The organism is Pseudomonas sp. SDO5215_S409 (genome assembly GCF_054071325.1).
This window is the reverse complement of record NZ_JBSVWN010000016.1, coordinates 24,006-44,722: the sequence shown is the minus strand read 5'-3', so window position 1 is coordinate 44,722 and position 20,717 is coordinate 24,006. Positions and strand designations below refer to the sequence as shown.

Genomic DNA, 20,717 nt, shown 5'->3' with positions numbered 1-20,717 from the left:
GCGTGCAAAAGTTAATCGAGTCGGTAGGGGCGCTTTCTGCGAAAGAAAGGAAGGCGCTGGCCGTCCTGCTCAAGCAAAAGGGCATTAACTTGTTTGGTGTCGCGCCTATCTTCAAGCGCGATGCCGACGAGCCCCTGCTGCTTTCATACGCCCAGCAGCGCCAGTGGTTTTTGTGGCAACTGGAACCCCATAGCGCTGCTTATAACTTGTCCAAAGCCCTGCGCCTTGACGGCCACCTGAACCTTGATGCCTTGAACAACAGCCTGGCGGCGCTGGTGGCCTGCCACGAAAGCCTGCGCACCACCTTTGTTCAAGCGGGTGACGGGGTTGTGCAACACATCGGCACGCCGGGGTTTGCGCCCTTGCAGGCCGAGCCTTGTGAAACCCGATGGGCCGAGCAGGGCGAGGCAGGCCTGCGCGCGTGGGTCGAGGCCGAAATCGCCCAGCCGTTCGACCTGGCCCAAGGGCCCTTGATGCGTGCACGCCTGCTGCGCCTGGCGGCCGACGCGCATGTGCTGGTGCTGGTGTTGCACCACAGCATCAGCGACGGGGCGTCGCTGCAAGTGATGGTCAATGAGTTGGTGCAACTCTACGCAGCGTTCAGCGACGGGCGCGATGCAAGCTTGCCGCCGCTGCCGGTGCAATACGCCGACTACGCGTTGTGGCAACGGCACTGGATGGAAGCCGGTGAGCGCGAGCGCCAGCTGGCCTATTGGCAAGTGCAATTGGGCGGTGAGCAGCCGGTGCTGGAGCTGCCCACCGACCATCCACGGCCTGCGGTGCAAAGCTTTGCCGGGGCGTCGGTGCAGGTCGAGCTGGGCGCCGAGCGCCTGGAACGGCTCAAGCGCGTGGCCCAGGCTGAAAACGTGACGGTGTTCGTGGCGCTGCTGGCCTCGTTCCAGCTGCTGCTGCAGCGCTACAGCGGCCAGTCGGATATTCGCGTCGGCGTGCCGATTGCCAACCGCAGCCGCGCCGAAACCGAGCGTCTGATCGGCTTTCTGGTCAACACCCAGGTGCTGCGTACCCAAATAGACAGCCGCGCCAGCGTCAGCCAGTTATTGCAACAGGTGCGTCAATGCGCGCTGGATGCCCAGGCCCATCAGGACTTGCCTTTCGAGCAACTGGTGGACGTGCTGCAACCCGAGCGCAGCCTGAGCCGCAACCCGCTGTTCCAGGTGATGTTCAACCACCAGGCCGAAGCGCGCCAAGCCACCGCCCTGCAACTGCCGGGGCTGGTGGTGCAAGGCGTGGAGTGGGCAAGCCATTCGGCGCAATTTGACCTGACCCTCAATACGGTCGAATACAGCGGCGGCCTTTGCGCCGGGTTCACCTACGCCTCGGACTTGTTCGAGGCTGCCACCATCGAGCGCATGGCCGGGCACTGGCTGACGCTGCTCGACGGCATGCTGGCGGCGCCTGCGCAAAGCCTGGAGTCCCTTTCGATGCTGGCCGCCCACGAGCGGCACGTGCTGGTCGAAGGCTGGAACGCTACGGCGGTGGATTATCCGTTGCAGCTTACTGTGCAGCAGCGGATCGAGGCACAGGTCGAGAAGACGCCGGATGCGCAGGCATTGGTGTTTGGTGCCGAGCGTCTGAGTTATCGCGAGCTGAATGAGCGGGCCAACCGGCTGGCTCATTACCTGATGGAGCAGGGCGTTGGGCCGGATGTGCTGGTGGGTGTCTCTGCTGAGCGTTCGATTGAAATGGTTGTGGCCTTGGTGGCTGTCCTTAAGGCAGGCGGTGCTTATGTGCCGCTGGACCCGGACTATCCGCAGGACCGTCTGAGCTACATGTTTGAAGACAGCGGCATCGAATTGCTGCTGACTCAACGTGCGCTAGAGGAGCGTCTTGCCGTACCGGCAGGCATTCGCAGTGTGGTGCTGGACCCTGAGCATGACTGGCTGGCGGGCTACAGCAGTGCCAACCCCTCGGTAACGTTGACCGGCGAAAACCTCGCCTACGTCATCTACACCTCCGGCTCCACCGGCAAACCCAAAGGCGCAGGTAACCGCCATGTGGCGCTGATGAACCGCCTGTGCTGGATGCAAGAAGCGTACGGTTTGGATGCCGACGACAGCGTCCTGCAAAAAACGCCGTTCAGTTTTGACGTGTCGGTATGGGAGTTCTTCTGGCCGCTGATGACCGGTGCCCGTCTGGTGGTAGCCGCGCCTGGCGATCATCGCGATCCGGCCAAGCTGGTGGCATTGATCACCGAGGAACAGATCACCACGCTGCACTTTGTGCCGTCGATGTTGCAGGCCTTCTTGCAGGACGACTCCGTCAGCCGTTGTGCCAGCCTCAAGCGCATCGTATGCAGCGGTGAAGCGCTGGCGGTGGATATTCAGCAGCAGGTATTCGCCAAACTGCCGGACGCTGGGCTCTACAACCTGTACGGCCCGACGGAAGCTGCGATTGACGTCACCGCTTGGACCTGTGTCGAAGAAGGCCGCGATAGCGTGCCCATCGGCCAACCCATCGCCAACCTCGCCACCTATATTCTCGACAGCAGCCTTGAACCGCTGCCAGCCGGTGTGGTGGGCGAGTTGTACCTGGCCGGTATCGGCCTGGCACGCGGTTACCACCGCCGCCCGGCGCTGACCGCCGAGCGTTTTGTGGCCAGCCCGTTCGTGGCTGGTGAGCGCCTGTACCGCACCGGCGACCTGGCACGCTACCGCGACAACGGCGTGATCGAATACGCGGGACGTATCGACCACCAAGTGAAGATCCGCGGCCTACGCATCGAGTTGGGCGAAATCGAAGCGCGCCTGCTGGAACATGACGCGGTGCGCGAGGCGGTGGTCATCGCGCGTGACGGCAAGCACCTGGTGGGCTATGTGGTGCCTGCCCACGCCTCATTCGGCGAAGGCGATTACCTGGGTGTGCTGCAAAACCATTTGCTGCAAGCGCTGCCCGACTACATGGTGCCCGCCGTTATCGTGCTGCTGGAGCAGATGCCGCTGAGCCCCAACGGCAAGCTGGACCGCAAGGCATTGCCGGTGCCGGACGCGGGCCAGCAGAGCGCTGTGCACGTGGCGCCCGTGAGCGAGATGGAGCAGCAAATCGCTCAAATCTGGCAGGACGTGCTCAAGCGCGATCAGGTCGGCGTCACCGATAACTTCTTTGCCTTGGGCGGCGACTCGATCGTGTCGATCCAGGTGGTCAGCCGCGCTCGCCAGGCGGGGATTGTGCTAACCCCCAAGGATGTCTTCCAGTACCAGACCATTCAGGGCCTGGCGCGGGTTGCCCAATGGGGCGCCGGTGTGCAGATCGACCAGGGCCCGGTCACTGGCGACACGCCGTTGCTGGCGTTCCAGCAGTGGTTCTTTGAAACCCCGATCCCCGAGCGCGGGCAGTGGAACCAGTCGTTATTGCTCACGTCGGCCCTGCGTGTGGACCCGGCTCGCCTGGAGCAAGCCTTGCAGGCCCTGGTCGTCCATCACGATGCCCTGCGCTTGAGCTTTACCGCGCAAGGCCAGGCCACGCACCGCCCGGTGGGCCAGGTGCAGCCGTTGCTGTGGCAGGCCGACGCCGCCGATGAGGCGCAATTGCAGGCGCGCTGCAACGAGGCCCAGCAATCGCTGGACCTGCAACAAGGCCCGCTGCTGCGGGCGTTGCTGGTGCAGATGGCCGATGGCAGCCAGCGCGTGCTGTTGGCGATTCATCACCTGGTGGTCGACGGCGTGTCCTGGCGCATCCTGCTGGAGGACCTGCAAAGCGCTTATGAACAATTGGCGTCGGCGCGCACCGTCAAGCTGGCGCCTAAAACCAGCGCCTTCAAGGCCTGGGCCGAGGGCCTGCGGCACTACGCGACCGACGAGGCCGTGCAAGGGCAGTTGGCTTACTGGCAGCAGACCCTGGGCGACACCCCCCATGACCTGCCGTGCGACAACCCGGCAGGCGGCCTGCAAAACCGGCATGCGGCCACCGTGGTGACGCGCCTGGACGCCCACCTCACTCGTCAACTGCTGCAAGACGCCCCGGCCGCCTACCGCACCCAGGTCAATGACCTGCTGTTGACGGCGCTGGCGCAGGTGCTGTGCACCTGGACCGGCGCGACCTCCAGCGTCATTCAGCTGGAAGGCCATGGCCGCGAAGACCTGCTGGAATCGTTTGACCTGAGCCGCACCGTGGGGTGGTTCACCAGCCTGTTTCCGGTACGCCTGACACCGGCGGCCGAACCTGCCCAGTCATTGAAAGCGATCAAGGAACAACTGCGTGGTGTGCCGCAAAAGGGCCTCGGTTATGGCCTGTTGCGTTACCTGGCGGGGCCGGCTGAGCGCGCCGCACTGGCGCAGTTGCCGGTGCCGCGCGTTACCTTCAACTACCTGGGGCAGTTCGACAGCCAGTTCGACGAGACGGCATTGTTTGTGCCCGCCAGCGAACCTTCGGGCGCCGAGCAGAGCGCCGAGGCGCCGCTGGGTAACTGGCTGACCGTGAATGGCCAGGTGTATGGCGGCGAACTGAGCCTGGAGTGGACTTTCAGCCGCGAAATGTTCAGCGACGCCACGGTGCAACAGCTGGCCGATGACTACGCCGTGCAACTGACGGCGCTGGTGACGCATTGTTGCGACCTGGCCCACAGCGGCGTGACGCCTTCGGACTTCCCGCTGGCCGGTCTGTCGCAGGCGCAGCTCGATGCATTGCCGTTCCCGCTGCGCGAGATCGAGGACATTTACCCGCTGTCGCCCATGCAGCAGGGCATGCTGTTTCACAGCCTGTACGACCAGCAGGGCGTGGACTACATCAACCAGTTGCGCGTGGATGTCCAGACACTCGACAGCGCCCGTTTCCTGGCCGCCTGGCAAGCAGCCGTGGCGGCCCACGAAAGCCTGCGCAGTGCGTTCCTGTGGCAGGGCGTCTTTGAGCAGCCAGTGCAGGTGATCGCCCGGCACGTCAGCTTGGCGCTGCACACCCTGGACTGGAGAGGCCGCGATGACCTCGCCGCCGCCCTCGACGAGCTGGCCCAGGCGCAACGCAATGAAGGCTTTGCGCTGGATCGCGCGCCGTTGTTGCGCCTGTGCCTGATCCAGACGGGGGACGCCTGTCATCATCTGGTCTTCACCCACCATCACATCCTGCTGGACGGCTGGAGCACCGCGCAGTTGTTCGGCGAGGTGCTGCAACGCTACGCCGGGCAGCCGGTGCCGCAATCGGCAGGCCGCTACCGCGATTACATCGCCTGGCTCAACGACCGCGACCGCGCGGCCAGCGAGGCGTTCTGGACCGCGCAACTGGCCACGCTCGAGTCGCCGACCCGGCTCGTTGGCAGCCTGGCGGGCGGCGATCCCGAGGCCCAGGGGCACGCGGAGTTGGTGCACGTGCTGGACAGCGCCGCCACTGCACGCTTGAACGCGTTTGCGCGTGAGCAAAAAGTCACCGTCAACACCCTGGTGCAAAGTGCCTGGCTGTTGCTGTTGCAGCGCTACACCGGCCAGGCCACGGTGGCCTTTGGCGCCACGGTGTCGGGTCGCCCGTCGTCCCTTGAAGGCATCGAGCAGCAGATCGGCCTGTTCATCAACACGCTGCCGGTGATCGCCGGCAGTGCGCCCACGCAGACAGTGGGGCAGTGGTTGCAGACCGTGCAGGCGCTGAACCTGGCGCTGCGCGAGCAGGAACACACGCCGCTGTTCGACATTCAGCGCTGGGCCGGGCAGGGGGGCGAAGCGCTGTTCGACAGCATTCTGGTGTTTGAAAACTACCCGATCTCCGACGCCCTGCAACAAGGGCCGGGCAGCGGGCCGCGCTTCGGTGACGTGCACACCCAGGAACAGACCAGCTACCCGCTGACGATCGGTGTGATGCTCGAAGACCGCCTGACGCTGCACTACGGCTACGCCCGCCAAGCCTTTGCCGCATCGGCCATTGCGCGGCTCAACGCGCAGCTGTTGCACCTGCTCGAGCAGTTCAGCCGTGCGGTGTACCAGCCGACCGGCGCGCTGCAACTGCTGACCGCGCAGGAGTGGACACAGTTGCAGGCGCTCAACACGCCACAGCCGTATGCCGTGCAGCCTTATGTGCATGAACGCATCGCCGCGCAGGCGCCAGATGCGGTCGCGCTGATCACCGGCGAGACGACCTTTACCTACGCGCACCTGAACCGCCAGGCCAACCGCCTGGCGCACGCGCTGATCGCCGAAGGCGTGGGCCCCGAGGTCCGCGTGGCCGTGGCCATGCCCCGGGGCGAAGCCTTGATGGTGGCCCTGCTTGGCGTGCTCAAGGCCGGCGGTGCCTACGTGCCGCTGGATGCCAGCTACCCCGAGGAACGCCTGGCGTACCTGATGCAAGACTCCGGCGTCGCGCTGCTGCTGACCCACTCGAGCCTCTCGGCCCAGTTGCCGAAAACCGCGGGCCTGCATGCGCTGGAACTGGACCGCATGGACTTCAGCCATTGGCCCGACACCGCGCCCGTGGTCGACCTGCATCCGGACAACCTGGCGTATGTGATCTACACCTCCGGCTCCACCGGCCAGCCCAAGGGCGTGAGTGTGGCGCACGGTCCGCTGTCCATGCATTGCCAGGCGATTGGCGAGCGCTACGCCATGACGGCAGACGACTGCGAGCTGCATTTCATGTCGTTCGCCTTTGACGGCGCCCACGAGCGCTGGCTCACCGCGTTGACGCACGGCGGGCGCCTGCTGTTGCGTGATGACAGCTTGTGGAGCCCCGAACAGACCTACACCGCCATGCACCGCCACGGTGTCACGGTGGCGGCATTCCCGCCGGTGTACCTGCAACAACTGGCCGAGCACGCCGAACGCGACGGCAACCCGCCGCCGGTGCGCATCTACTGCTTTGGCGGTGATGCGGTGCCCCAGGCCAGTTTCGAGCTGGCCAAGCGGGCCCTGCGTGCGCAATACATCATCAACGGCTACGGCCCCACCGAAACCGTGGTGACCCCGCTGATCTGGAAAGCCGGGCCAGACGTTGACTGCGGCGCGGCCTATGCGCCCATCGGCAGCCGCATCGGCGATCGCAGCACCTACGTGCTGGACGACCAGGCCAACCCGCTGTCCCAAGGCCTGGGCGGCGAGCTGTACCTGGGCGGCACCGGGCTGGCGCGCGGTTACCTGAACCGGCCCGCGATGACCGCCGAACGCTTTGTGCCGGACCCGTTCGGCGCGCCCGGCGGGCGCCTGTATCGCTCCGGTGACCTAGTGCGCCAACGCGCCGACGGCACCACCGACTACATCGGCCGTATCGACCACCAGGTGAAAATCCGCGGTTTCCGTGTGGAACTCGGTGAAGTCGAAGCGCGCCTGCAAGACCAGCCCGCCGTACGCGAAGCGGTGGTGGTGGCGCAGCCCGGCCCGAGTGGCCAGCAACTGGTGGCGTACGTGGTGCCGAGCGACCCTGCGCAGCAGCACGACGTGCACCTGCCCGCCGCGATCAAGACCCAGCTCAAGCAGGTGCTGCCGGGCTTTATGGTGCCGGCTCACGTGCTGGTGTTGGCCGCCTTTCCCCTGACCCCCAACGGCAAGCTCGACCGCAAGGCCCTGCCCAAACCCGAAGCGGGCGGTTCCCAGGCCAGCTATCAGGCCCCGCAAAGTGAGCGGGAGCGCCAGATTGCGTCGATCTGGCAGGAAGTCCTGCATCTGGAGCAAGTCGGCCTGCACGACAACTTCTTCGAGCTGGGCGGCGACTCGATCATCTCCATCCAGGTGGTCAGCCGCGCCCGCTTGGCCGGGATCCATTTCACGCCCAAGGACCTATTCCAGTACCAGACCGTGCACAGCCTGGCGCTAGTGGCCAGTACCGACGACCGGCGCGTGTCGATCGACCAGGGCCCGGTGACGGGTGAAGCCGCCTTGTCGCCGGTGCAGCACGTGTTCTTTGAGCAAGCCATTCCCGAGCGTGACCACTGGAACCAGTCGGTCCTGCTCAAGCCGTTCAATACCCTGCACGCGCAACACCTGGCACAGGTATTGGACGCCTTGCTGGCGCACCACGATGCCTTGCGCATGGCCTTTGCCCCGGGTGCCGCCGCGACGTACCTGCCGCTGGCGCAACGGCCCGACACGCCGTTGCTGTGGCAAGTGGACGTCGCCGATGACGAGGCGCTGCTGGCCGTGGGCGAGAGCGCCCAGCGGTCGCTGGACCTGTCGGCCGGTGTGGTACTGCGCGCCGTGCTGGCGACGCTGGCTGACGGCTCGCAACGCCTGTTGCTGGTGATCCATCACCTGGTGGTCGATGGCGTGTCCTGGCGCATCCTGCTGGAAGACCTGCAGCGCGGCTACCGCCAGCTGGAAGCCGGCCAGCCGTTGCAGTTGCCCGCCAAAACCAGCGCCTTCAAGGCCTGGACCGAACGCCTGCATGCGCATGCCCAGGGCCCGGCGCTGGAAGCCGAACTGCCGTTCTGGCAGGCCCACCTGGCGCACGGCGTGGCGCAGTTGCCGTGCGACCACGCCAATGCCGGGCTGCAAAGCCGGTATGCCCACACCGTGCAGACCCGCCTGGACAGCCACCTCACCCGGCAGCTGTTGCAGACCGCCCCGGCGGCCTACCGCACCCAGGTCAACGACTTGCTGCTGACGGCACTGGCCCGAGTGATCTGCCGCTGGACAGGGCATGCCTCGACGCTGGTGCAAATGGAAGGGCATGGCCGCGAAGAGCTGTTCGACGACATCGACCTGACCCGCACCGTCGGCTGGTTCACCAGCCTGTTTGCGGTCAACCTCACGCCCGCGCTGGCGTTGGGCGACTCGATCAAGTCGATCAAGGAGCAACTGCGCAGCATCCCCAACAAGGGGATCGGTTTTGGCGCGCTGCGTTACCTGGGCAGCGACGCCACCCGCCAGGCGATGCAGGCCCTGCCCACACCGCGCATCACCTTCAACTACCTGGGGCAGTTCGACGCCAGTTTTGACGAGGCCGAGGGCGCGTTGTTCGCCCCGGCCAGTGAAGAGGCCGGTGCCGAACACAGCCCCGAGGCCCCGCTGGGCAACTGGCTGACCCTCAATGGCCAGGTGTACGCCGGGGAATTGAGCCTGGACTGGCGCTTCAGCACTCACATGTTTGAGCCCGCCACGATCGAGCGCCTGGCGGTCGAGCTGCAGCAGGAACTGAGCGCGCTGATCGAGCATTGCAGCCAGGCGCGCGGCGTGACGCCGTCGGACTTCCCGCTGGCACGCCTGGGCCAGGCACAGCTGGACGCGTTGCCCGTGGCGGTCGCCGACATCGAAGATATCTACCCGCTGTCGCCCATGCAGCAGGGCATGTTGTTCCACTCGTTGTATGAGCCGCACAGCGCCAACTACATCAACCAGATGCGCCTTGACGTGCGCGGGCTCGACCCGCAGCGTTTCCAGCAGGCCTGGCAAGCGGCGCTGGACGCCCATGACAGCCTGCGCAGCGGGTTCGTCTGGCAGGGCGAGCTTGAGCAACCGGCCCAAGTGGTGTTCAAGCACGTTGCATTGCCGTATGCCCTGCAGGACTGGCAAGGCGTTGAGGACGTGCACGCGGCCCTCGACCAACTGGCGGCCACGCAGTGCGAACAAGGCTTTGAGCTGGCCCAGGCGCCGTTGCTGCACCTGCATGTGGTGCAGACCGGGGCCGACACCCATCACCTGATTTTCACCAGCCACCACCTGTTGATGGACGGCTGGAGCAGTTCGCAATTGCTCGGCGAAGTGCTGCAACGCTACAGCGGGCAGGCGCCTGCGAGCCCGCCCGGGCGCTACAAGGACTACATCGGCTGGTTGCAGGCCCAGGATGCGCACGCCGCCGAGCAGTTCTGGCGCACGCAACTGGCGCCGCTGCAAGAACCGACGCGCCTGGCTCCTGCGCTGGCTTATCACGCGCAGGCAGGCGTGTCCGGCCACGGCGATCACTTCCTGACCCTGGACCGCACGCACACCCGGCGCCTGGCGGATTTTGCCCGCGTCAACAAAGTAACCCTCAACACCCTAGTCCAGGCCGCCTGGCTGTTGCTGTTGCAACGCCATGTGGGGCAGTCGGCCGTGGCGTTCGGCGCCACCGTGTCGGGCCGCCCGACGCAGCTCAAGGGCATCGAGCAGCAGATCGGCCTGTTCATCAACACCTTGCCGGTCATCGCCAGCCCGCAGCCCGAGTACACCGTCGCCCACTGGCTACAAGCCGTGCAGGCGCAGAACCTGGCGCTGCGCGAGTACGAACACACCCCGCTGTTCGACATCCAGCGTTGGGCCGGGCAGGGCGGCGAGGCGCTGTTCGACAACATCCTGGTGTTTGAAAACTACCCGGTGTCCGAGGCGCTGCAACACAGCGAGCCCGCCGAACTGAGCTTTGGCGCGGTGCACAGCCATGAACGCACCAACTACCCGTTGACGTTGCTGGTGAACGTGGGCGAGCAACTGGCGTTCCAGTTCAGTTACGTCAAGGCCCAATTCAACAGCAGTGCCATCGAGGGGCTGGCGGCGGGCCTGGAAACCCTGTTGCTGCGTCTGGCGGATTCTGCCGAGCAGGTGCTGGGGGCGGTGGCGTTGCTGCCGGTGGCGGCGCGTCAGGTGCTGGTGGAGGATTGGAATGCCACGGCGGTGGATTACCCGTTGCAGCTTACTGTGCAGCAGCGGATCGAGGCACAGGTCGAGAAGACGCCGGATGCGCAGGCGCTGGTGTTTGGTGCCGAGCGTTTGAGCTATCGCGAGCTGAATGAGCGGGCCAACCGGCTGGCTCATTATTTGATGGAGCAGGGTGTTGGGCCGGATGTGTTGGTGGGCGTTTCGGCTGAGCGTTCGATTGAAATGGTCGTGGCGCTGGTTGCCATCCTTAAAGCAGGCGGTGCTTATGTGCCGCTGGATCCGGATTATCCGCAGGACCGCTTGAGCTACATGTTTGAGGACAGCGGCATTGAACTGTTGCTGACTCAACGTGCGCTAGAGGAGCGTCTTGCCATACCGGCAGGCATCCGCAGTGTGGTACTGGACCCTGAGCATGACTGGCTGGCGAACTACAGCAGCGCCAACCCCTCGGTAACGTTGACTGGCGAAAACCTCGCCTACGTCATCTACACCTCCGGCTCCACCGGCAAACCCAAAGGCGCAGGTAACCGCCATGTGGCGCTGATGAACCGCCTGTGCTGGATGCAAGAAGCCTACGGTTTGGACGCCGACGACAGCGTCCTGCAAAAAACGCCGTTCAGTTTTGACGTGTCGGTGTGGGAGTTTTTCTGGCCGCTGATGACCGGTGCCCGTCTGGTGGTGGCTGCGCCCGGCGATCATCGCGACCCGGCCAAGCTGGTGGCGTTGATCACCGAGGAACAGATCACCACGCTGCACTTCGTGCCGTCGATGTTGCAGGCGTTTTTGCAGGATGAATCCGTCAGCCGCTGTGCCAGCCTCAAGCGCATCGTGTGCAGTGGTGAAGCGCTGGCCGTGGATATTCAGCAGCAGGTATTCGTCAAGCTGCCGGATGCCGGACTGTACAACCTGTACGGCCCGACGGAAGCTGCGATTGACGTCACCGTTTGGACTTGCCTTGAAGAAGGCCGCGACAGCGTGCCCATCGGCCAACCTATCGCCAACCTCGCTACCTACATTCTCGACAGCAGCCTTGAACCGCTGCCAGCCGGTGTGGTGGGCGAGTTGTACCTGGCCGGTATCGGCCTGGCACGCGGTTACCACCGCCGCCCGGCGCTGACCGCCGAGCGTTTTGTGGCCAGCCCGTTCGTGGCTGGTGAGCGCCTGTACCGCACCGGCGACTTGGCGCGCTACCGCGATAACGGTGTGATCGAATACGCCGGGCGTATCGACCACCAGGTGAAGATCCGTGGCCTGCGCATCGAGTTGGGTGAAATCGAAGCGCGTCTGCTGGAGCATGACGACGTGCGCGAGGCCGTGGTCGTTGCGCGTGACGGCAAACACCTGGTGGCCTACGTGGTGCCGGAGTCCGCCGACAGCCAAGCCTTGAGCGAATACCTGCACACTTGCCTGCCGGACTACATGGTGCCGAGCCAATGGGTGACGCTGCCCAACCTGCCGTTGTCGGCCAACGGCAAGCTGGACCGCAAGGCCCTGCCTGCGCCGGAGCAAACGCGGGAAGCCTTTGTGGCGGCTCAAACCGCCACTGAACAGACCTTGGCGGGCATCTGGCAAGCCGTGTTGGGGCTGGAGCAAGTCGGCGTCACCGACAACTTCTTCGCCCTGGGCGGCGATTCGATTGTGTCGATCCAAGTGGTCAGCCGGGCCCGTCAAGCGGGCCTGCGTTTCACGCCCAAGGACCTGTTCCAGCACCCGACCGTGCAGAGCCTGGCAACGGTGGTCAAAACCGGTGCCCAGGCGTTGGTGATCGACCAGGGCCCGGTGACCGGCGAAAGCCTGTTGCTGCCGATGCAACAGGCCTTCTTTGATGAGGTGACCTGCGAGCGCCATCACTGGAACCAGTCCGTGCTGCTCAAGCCGCGTCAGCCCCTGGACGGCGTTGTTCTGGAGCGTGCTTTGGCGGCGGTGTGGGCGCATCACGATGCCCTGCGCCTGCGCTTTACCGAGCAGGCCAACGGCTGGGCCGCGCATTTTGATGCGCAGCAGACAGCCCCTGCGCTGCTGTGGCAAGTGAGCCTGGACGCGTCGCAAGACCTGGCCGAGGTCGGCCTCGAGGCCCAGCGCAGTCTGGACCTGCAAGCAGGGCCCCTGCTGCGTGCGCTATTGGTCACCTTGGCCGACGGCACCCAGCGCCTGCTGTTGATCATCCATCACCTGGTGGTGGACGGTGTGTCCTGGCGCGTGTTGCTCGAAGACCTGCAAAGCGCTTACCAACGCCCCGGCACCCGCCTGCCCGCCAAGACCAGCGCGTTCAGCCACTGGGCCCGTCACTTGCAGGGTTACGCCCGCAGCACCGCGGTGCAGGCCGAGTTGCCGTTCTGGCTGGCGCAGTTGCAAGGCACCGACACGCTGGCGTGCGACCACCCGGGCGGGTCGTTGCAGAACCGTCACGCCGTGACGATCCAGACGCCGCTCAATGCCAGCCTCACCCGTCAGCTATTGCAACAGGCCCCGGCGGCCTACCGTACCCAGGTCAACGATTTGCTGTTGACCGCACTGGCGCGGGTGATCAGCCGCTGGACCGGCCAGCCCGGGGTGAACATTGCCCTGGAAGGCCATGGCCGCGAAGAACTGTCCGATGACCTGGACCTGACTCGCACCGTGGGCTGGTTCACCAGCCTGTTCCCGGTACGTTTGCAGGCGGCCGACGCGTTGGACGCGTCGATCAAGGCGGTCAAGGAACAACTGCGTGCGATCCCGAACAAAGGCATTGGCTTTGGCGCGCTGCGTTACCTGGGCGACGCTGCCAGCCAGGACGCCTTGCGCGGGCAAGCGATGCCGCGCATCACCTTCAACTACCTGGGGCAGTTCGACAGCCAGTTCGATGAGCAGGCCTTGTTGGTCCCGGCTGCCGAATCGGCCGGTGCCGAGCAGAGCCGCGAGGCCGACCTGGCCAACTGGTTGACCCTCAACAGCCAGGTGTATGGCGGTGAATTGAGCCTGAGCTGGACGTTCAGCCAGGCCATGTTCGACCCCGCGACAATCCAGGCGCTGGCGGACGACTACGCCTGTGAACTGAGTGCGTTGATCGCCCATTGCTGCGACGGCCAGCACAGCGCGGTGACGCCGTCGGACTTCCCGCTGGCGCCACTGAGCCAGGGCCAATTGGATCGCCTGCCGCTGCCGGCCAGTGCTGTGGCCGACATTTACCCGTTGTCGCCGATGCAGCACGGCATGCTGTTTCACAGCGTGTACGAAGAGGCCAGCGGGGCGTATATCAACCAACTGCGGGTGGACGTGCAGGGCCTGGACGTGGAGCGCTTCCGCGCGGCCTGGCAGGCGGTGCTGGATGAGCACGCCATTTTGCGCACCGGCTTCCTCTGGCAAGGCGCGTTCGAGCAGCCGGTGCAGGTGGTGCACCAGCAGGCGTCGGTGCCGCTGAGCGTGCACGACTGGCGCGGCGGGCAGGGGCTGGACAATGCCCTGCTGGAACTGGCGCAAGCGCAACGCAACCGTCCGTTCGACCTTGAGCAACCGCCGTTGCTGCGGTTGACGCTGGTGCAGACCGGCGACGAGGCGTATCACCTGATCTACACCAACCACCACATCCTGCTGGACGGCTGGAGTAATGCACAGTTGTTCGGCGAAGTGTTGCAGCGCTACAGCGGCGTGCCGGTGCCTGCGCTGGCTGGTCGTTACCACGACTACATCGCCTGGCTGCAACGCCAGGACCGCGCGGCCAGCGAGGCCTTCTGGCGGCAGCAACTGGCGCCGCTGCAAGCGCCGACCCGCCTGGCGCACAGCCTGAGCCAGGTGGGCGAGCGCCCAGGTGTCGGGCATGCCGAGCATGTGCGGGTGCTGGACAGCGCGTTCACGCGCCGCCTGGGCGAGTTTGCCCGGGCACAAAAAGTCACCCTCAACACCCTGGTGCAGGGCGCGTGGCTGGTGTTGCTGCAACGCTACACCGGCCAACCCACCGTGGCCTTTGGCGCCACGGTGTCGGGGCGCCCGGCGGAGCTTGTGGGGGTGGAGCAGCAGATCGGCCTGTTCATCAACACCTTGCCGGTGGTGGCCAGCCCGCAACCCGAGCAGCGCCTTGGCGACTGGCTGGGGCAGTTGCAGGCGCACAACGTGGCGCTGCGCGAGCAGGAACACACGCCGCTGTTCGATATCCAGCGCTGGGCCGGGCAGGGCGGCGAGGCGCTGTTCGACAACATCCTGGTGTTTGAAAACTACCCGGTGTCCGAAGCGCTGGAGCAGGGCGCGACGGGCGGGCTGAGCTTTGGCGCGGTGATCAACCATGAACACACCAACTACCCGCTGACGGTGTTGGTGAACATGGGCGAGTGCCTGTCGGTGCATTTGAGTTTTGACCAGGCCAGTTTCAGTCAAACCGCTATCGAGCAACTGGCGACAGGCTTGCTCACGGTCCTTGGATGCCTGGACGCCCAGACCCGGTTGGGAGAAATCGACCTATTGCCAGCGGCGGCGCGTCAGGTGCTGGTGGAGGACTGGAACGCCACGGCGGTGGATTATCCGTTGCAGCTCACCGTGCAGCAGCGGATTGAGGCACAGGTCGAGAAGACGCCGGATGCGCAGGCGCTGGTCTTTGGTGCCGAGCGTCTGAGCTATCGCGAGCTGAATGAGCGGGCTAACCGGCTGGCTCATTATTTGATGGAGCAGGGCGTTGGGCCGGATGTGTTGGTGGGCGTTTCGGCTGAGCGTTCGATTGAAATGGTCGTCGCACTGGTGGCGGTGCTCAAGGCAGGCGGTGCCTATGTGCCGCTGGACCCGGACTATCCGCAGGACCGTCTGAGCTACATGTTTGAGGACAGCGGCATTGAACTGTTGCTGACTCAACGGGCCCTGCAAGAGCGTCTTGCCGTGCCCGAAGGCATTCGCAGTGTGGTGCTGGACCCTGAACATGACTGGTTGTCGGGCTACAGCAGCGCCAACCCGTCAGTGGCATTGACCGGCGAAAACCTCGCCTACGTCATCTACACCTCCGGCTCTACCGGCAAACCCAAAGGCGCTGGCAACCGCCATGTCGCGCTGATGAACCGCCTGTGCTGGATGCAAGAAGCCTACGGTTTGGATGCTCAAGACAGCGTCCTGCAAAAAACGCCGTTCAGTTTTGACGTGTCGGTATGGGAGTTCTTCTGGCCGCTGATGACCGGTGCCCGTCTGGTGGTAGCTGCGCCTGGCGATCATCGCGACCCGGCCAAGCTGGTGGCGTTGATCACCGAGGAACAGATCACCACGCTGCACTTCGTGCCGTCGATGTTGCAGGCGTTTTTGCAGGATGAATCCGTCAGCCGCTGTGCCAGCCTCAAGCGCATCGTGTGCAGCGGTGAAGCGCTGGCGGTAGATATTCAGCAGCAAGTGTTTGCCAAGCTGCCGGACGCTGGGCTCTACAACCTGTACGGCCCAACGGAAGCCGCGATTGACGTCACCGCCTGGACTTGCCTTGAAGAGGGCCGCGACAGCGTGCCCATCGGCCAACCTATCGCCAACCTCGCCACCTACATTCTCGACAGCAGCCTTGAACCGCTGCCAGCCGGTGTGGTGGGCGAGTTGTACCTGGCCGGTATCGGCCTGGCACGCGGTTACCACCGCCGCCCGGCGCTGACCGCCGAGCGTTTTGTGGCCAGCCCGTTCGTGGCTGGTGAGCGCCTGTACCGCACCGGCGACCTGGCACGCTACCGCGACAACGGCGTGATCGAATACGCGGGACGTATCGACCACCAAGTGAAGATCCGCGGCCTGCGCATTGAGCTGGGCGAAATCGAAGCGCGCCTGCTGGAACATGACACCGTGCGCGAGGCGGTGGTCGTTGCGCGTGACGGCAAACACCTGGTGGCCTACGTGGTGCCGGAGTCCGCCGACAGCCAAGCCTTGAGCGAATACCTGCACACTTGCCTGCCGGACTACATGGTGCCGAGCCAATGGGTGATGCTGCCCAGCCTGCCGCTGTCGGCCAACGGCAAGCTGGACCGCAAGGCCCTGCCTGCGCCGGAGCACACGCGGGAAGCCTTTGTGGCGGCGCACACCGCCACTGAACAGACCTTGGCGGGTATCTGGCAGGCCGTGTTGGGGCTGGAGCAAGTCGGTGTCACCGACAACTTCTTCGCCTTGGGCGGCGATTCCATCGTCTCCATTCAGGTGGTCAGCCGGGCCCGCGAGGCCGGGTTGGGGTTGAGCCCCAAGGACCTGTTCCAGGCGCCGACCGTCCGGGCGCTGGCGCTGCGTGTTACCGGCCTTGAAGGGGGCGAGGCGCCCGTGCTGCCCGCCGCCGATGCGGTATTGCACAGCCTCAGCCCCGAACAGGTCCAGGCCTTGCCGATTCCGCTGGGCAGGGTGCAGCAGCTGTATCCGTTGTCACCGATGCAGCAGGGCATGTTGTTCCTGGGCCTCAATGCGCCGGACGCCGAGCTGTACGTCAACCAGTTGTGCCTGCCGGTCAAGGGCTTGCAGGCGCAGCGGTTCAAGCAGGCCTGGGCGGTGGCGTTTGCCCGTCACCCGATCCTGCGCACCGGCTTTGTGTGGCAAGACCTGGAGCAGCCGCTGCAATTTGTCATGGACCAGCTGGACGTGCCGCTGCAAGTACTGGACTGGCGTGGCGAAGCCGACGTCGAGCAGCGCTTGCAGGCCTTGGCGGCGGCTGAACGTCAGCAAGGGTTCGACCTGGACCAGCCGCCGTTGCAGCGCATTGTGCTGGTGCGCCTGGACGACGACAGCCACCAACTGGTGTGGACCTACCATCACCTCCTCATCGACGGTTGGAGCCTTTCGCAGTTGATCGGCGAAGTGCTGGCCGAATACTCCGGCCAGCCGCTGGCACCGGCGCTGCCGTACCAGCATTACATCGCCTGGCTGCAACGCCAGGATGCCCAGGCGGGCGAGCAGTTCTGGCGCCAGCAACTGGCCGTGCTCGACCAGCCGACGTACCTGGCCGACACCGTGTCGGGCGTGCGCCGGGGCAAGGGCCACAAGGCGCTGTACAGCCGCTTCGACGCGGCGACCACCGAGGCCTTCAAAGGGTTTGCGCAAAGTCAGCAGGTGACGCTGAACACCCTGGTGCAGGCTGCCTGGCTGCTGTTGCTCAGCCGCTACAGCGGCCAGCGCAGTGTCGCGTTCGGTGCCACGGTGTCGGGCCGGGCAGCCAGCCTGCCGGGCTCCGAGCGCATCATGGGCCTGTTCATCAACACCTTGCCGGTGATCCAGGACCTCGCGCCCCAGCAGGGCGTGGGCGAGTGGTTGCGCCAATTGCAGGCCTACAACCTGGACATGCGTGAACGCGAGTACACGCCGCTGGCCGATATCCAGCGTTGGGCGGGCAAGGCCGGGCAGGCCTTGTTCGACAGCATCATCGTGTTCGAAAACCAGCCTATCGATCAGGCCTTGCGCGCCTGGCAAGACACCAGCCTGGAATTTGGCGATGCCTCCAGCGCCGGTTTGACCGACTTCCCGATGGACCTGATGGTCACGCTCGAAGACGGCCTGGTGATCGAGTACATGTACCTGCAAGAGCACTTTGACGAGGCGGTGGTGGAGGGCATTCGCGGTCATATGGAAGGCCTGATCCAGCGCCTTGCCAGTGACGCGGAGCAACGCCTGGGCGCCATCGGCCTGCCGGGCGTTCTGCCGCCCGCCGCCTGGGTGCAAGAGGCGGTGGAGGAGCCGGTGTGGGTGCATCAGCGCATCAGCCAATGGGCCCAGGCCCACCAGGAGGCGCCAGCGGTGCTGTTTGCCGAGCGCCAGCTGACGTTTGGCGCGCTGGAGGCGCAGGCCAATCGCCTGGCGCGGGCCTTGATCCTTGAAGGTGTGGGCCCGGAGGTGCGGGTGGGTGTGGCGCTGGCGCGCAGTGAGGCGATGATTGTCGCGTTGCTGGCGGTGCTCAAGGCCGGCGGCGCCTATGTGCCGCTGGACGCCAGCTACCCGGCCGAGCGCCTGGCCTACATGATGCAAGACTCAGGCATTGCCTTGCTGTTGACCGAACAGCGACTGCGCACTCAACTGCCGATCCCGGCCCAGGTGCAGGTGCTGGAACTCGACCGCCTGGTGCTCGACGATTTTGCCGACACGGCCCCGGCGGTGCAGGTCCACCGCGACACCCTCGCGTACGTGATCTACACCTCCGGCTCCACCGGGCAGCCCAAGGGCGTTGCGGTCAGCCACGGCCCGTTGGCCATGCATTGCAGCGCCATTGGCGAGCGCTATGCCATGAGCCCGGCTGACTGCGAATTGCACTTCATGTCGTTTGCCTTCGACGGCGCGCATGAACGCTGGCTGACGGCCCTGACCCATGGCGCCCGCTTGCTGGTGCGCGATGACAGCCTGTGGACCCCGGAGCAGACCTACGCCGCCTTGCATGCCTACGGCGTGACCGTGGCGGCGTTCCCGCCGGTGTACCTGCAACAGCTGGCCGAACAGGCCGAACGCGACGGCAACCCGCCGCCGGTCCGCATCTACTGCTTTGGCGGGGATGCAGTGCCGCAGGCCAGTCTGGAGCTGGCCCAGCGCGCCTTGCGTCCACAGTTCATCATCAACGGTTACGGCCCGACCGAAACGGTGGTCACGCCACTGATCTGGAAAGCCGGCCCGGCGGACAGCTGCGGGGCGGCTTACGCGCCGATCGGCACACGCGTCGGCAACCGCAGCGTGCAGGTGCTGGACATGGACCTCAACCTGTTGCCCAACGGCGTGTCCGGTGAGCTGTACCTGGGCGGCGAAGGCCTGGCCCGTGGCTACCTGAACCGCGCCGCGCTGACCGCCGAGCGTTTCGTGCCCGACCCGTACAGCCAAACGGGCGGGCGCCTGTACCGCTCCGGCGACCTGGTGCGCCTGCGCGCCGATGACACGGCCGACTACCTGGGCCGTATCGACCAGCAGGTCAAGATCCGTGGTTTCCGTATCGAGCTGGGCGAGATCGAGGCACGCCTCAAAGACTGTGCCCAAGTGCGCGAAGCGGTGGTAATCGCCCGCGACGCGGGCAGCGGCAAACAGCTTTTGGGTTACGTGACCGCCGTCGATGCGGGGGCCGAACAAGGCCTGGTGCAGCGTTTGCGCGAGCAATTGCAACAGGTGTTGCCGGACTACATGGTGCCTGCGCACCTGATGTGCCTGGACCAGCTGCCGTTGACCCCCAATGGCAAGCTCGACCGCCAGGCACTGCCGCAGCCGTCTGCCGCCGTGGCCACTGGCGCGTATGTCGCGCCGGTGACCGAGGTGCAAAAGGCGTTGGCGGTGATCTGGCAAGGCTTGTTGAACGTGGAACGCGTCGGGCTGGATGACAATTTCTTCGAACTGGGGGGCGATTCGATCCTCAGCTTGCAATTGATCGCCCGCTCCCGCGCCCTGAAAGCCCAGGGCCTGAACCTGAAACTGCGCGACCTGATGCAAAAACCCACGATTGGCGAGTTGACCGCCACCCACGCCGCCGTGCAGGGCTCGCCGTTGCTGGCCCTCAGCCTGGCCGTGGCGGGGCGTGCGCCGCTGTTCTGCGTGCATGCCGGGTTTGGCACGGTGTTCGACTACGAGCCGCTGGCCCGCGCCTTGGCCGGTGAACGGCAAGTGGTCGCGATCCAGTCGCGCATGGTGCTCGACCCCCAGTGGCAGGACGAGTCGCTGTCACAAATGGCCCGCGATTACGTCGGCTACCTGCGCCAGCAGCAGCCCGAGGGGCCTTATTACCTGGTGGGCTGGTCGTTGGGCGGCACGTTGGCCGCACTGATGAGTGCGCAGTTGCAGCGCGAAGGGGAGGCCGTGGAGTGTCTGGGCCTGTTGGACACGTATGTGCCGGGTGAACCGCACACGGGCGTGGATGACTGGCAGGCCGACTTGCGCGAGTTCGTCGGCGTGACGCGCTCGAGCCTGACGCCGTACCTGCAGGTGGGCGGCCTGGAGACGCCTGGCAACGTGCGCCAGTTGCTCGGCGAGGCGCTGGCGCGCGAAGGCGCAATCACGGATCGCGCAGGCTTCGGCGCCGATGAACTGGCGCAGGTGTTCCGTGTGGCCCGTCACCTCAAGCGGCTGTCGCTGCAACTGACCGCGTGCGAACCCTTGGCCGTCAGCCCCGAGTGCTGGTGGACCGCGGGCCGTGGCGAGGAGGCGGCGCGCTTGGCTAGCCAGCTTGGCCAGCCGGTCGAAGGGCACGTGTTGGCCTGTGGTCACTTTGAGGTGCCGCGTGTCGAAGACGTCCTGCAAGGGCTGGTCGACGCGCTGGCGCAACCTGTTGCCGTAATTTGAACCCTTGAACAGACG

At 65.4% G+C, this 20,717-nt stretch carries 1 protein-coding gene; it reads left to right on the top strand.

Annotated elements, in window-relative coordinates; genetic code table 11:
* Positions 1 to 2 precede the first annotated feature (2 nt).
* Positions 3 to 20,702 carry a non-ribosomal peptide synthase/polyketide synthase gene (locus ACW9H9_RS11135; RefSeq protein ID WP_457374535.1) on the top strand — a complete coding sequence of 6,900 codons (20,700 nt, stop codon included), beginning with the start codon at positions 3 to 5 and terminating at the stop codon, positions 20,700 to 20,702.
* The last annotated feature ends 15 nt before the right edge of the window (positions 20,703 to 20,717 follow it).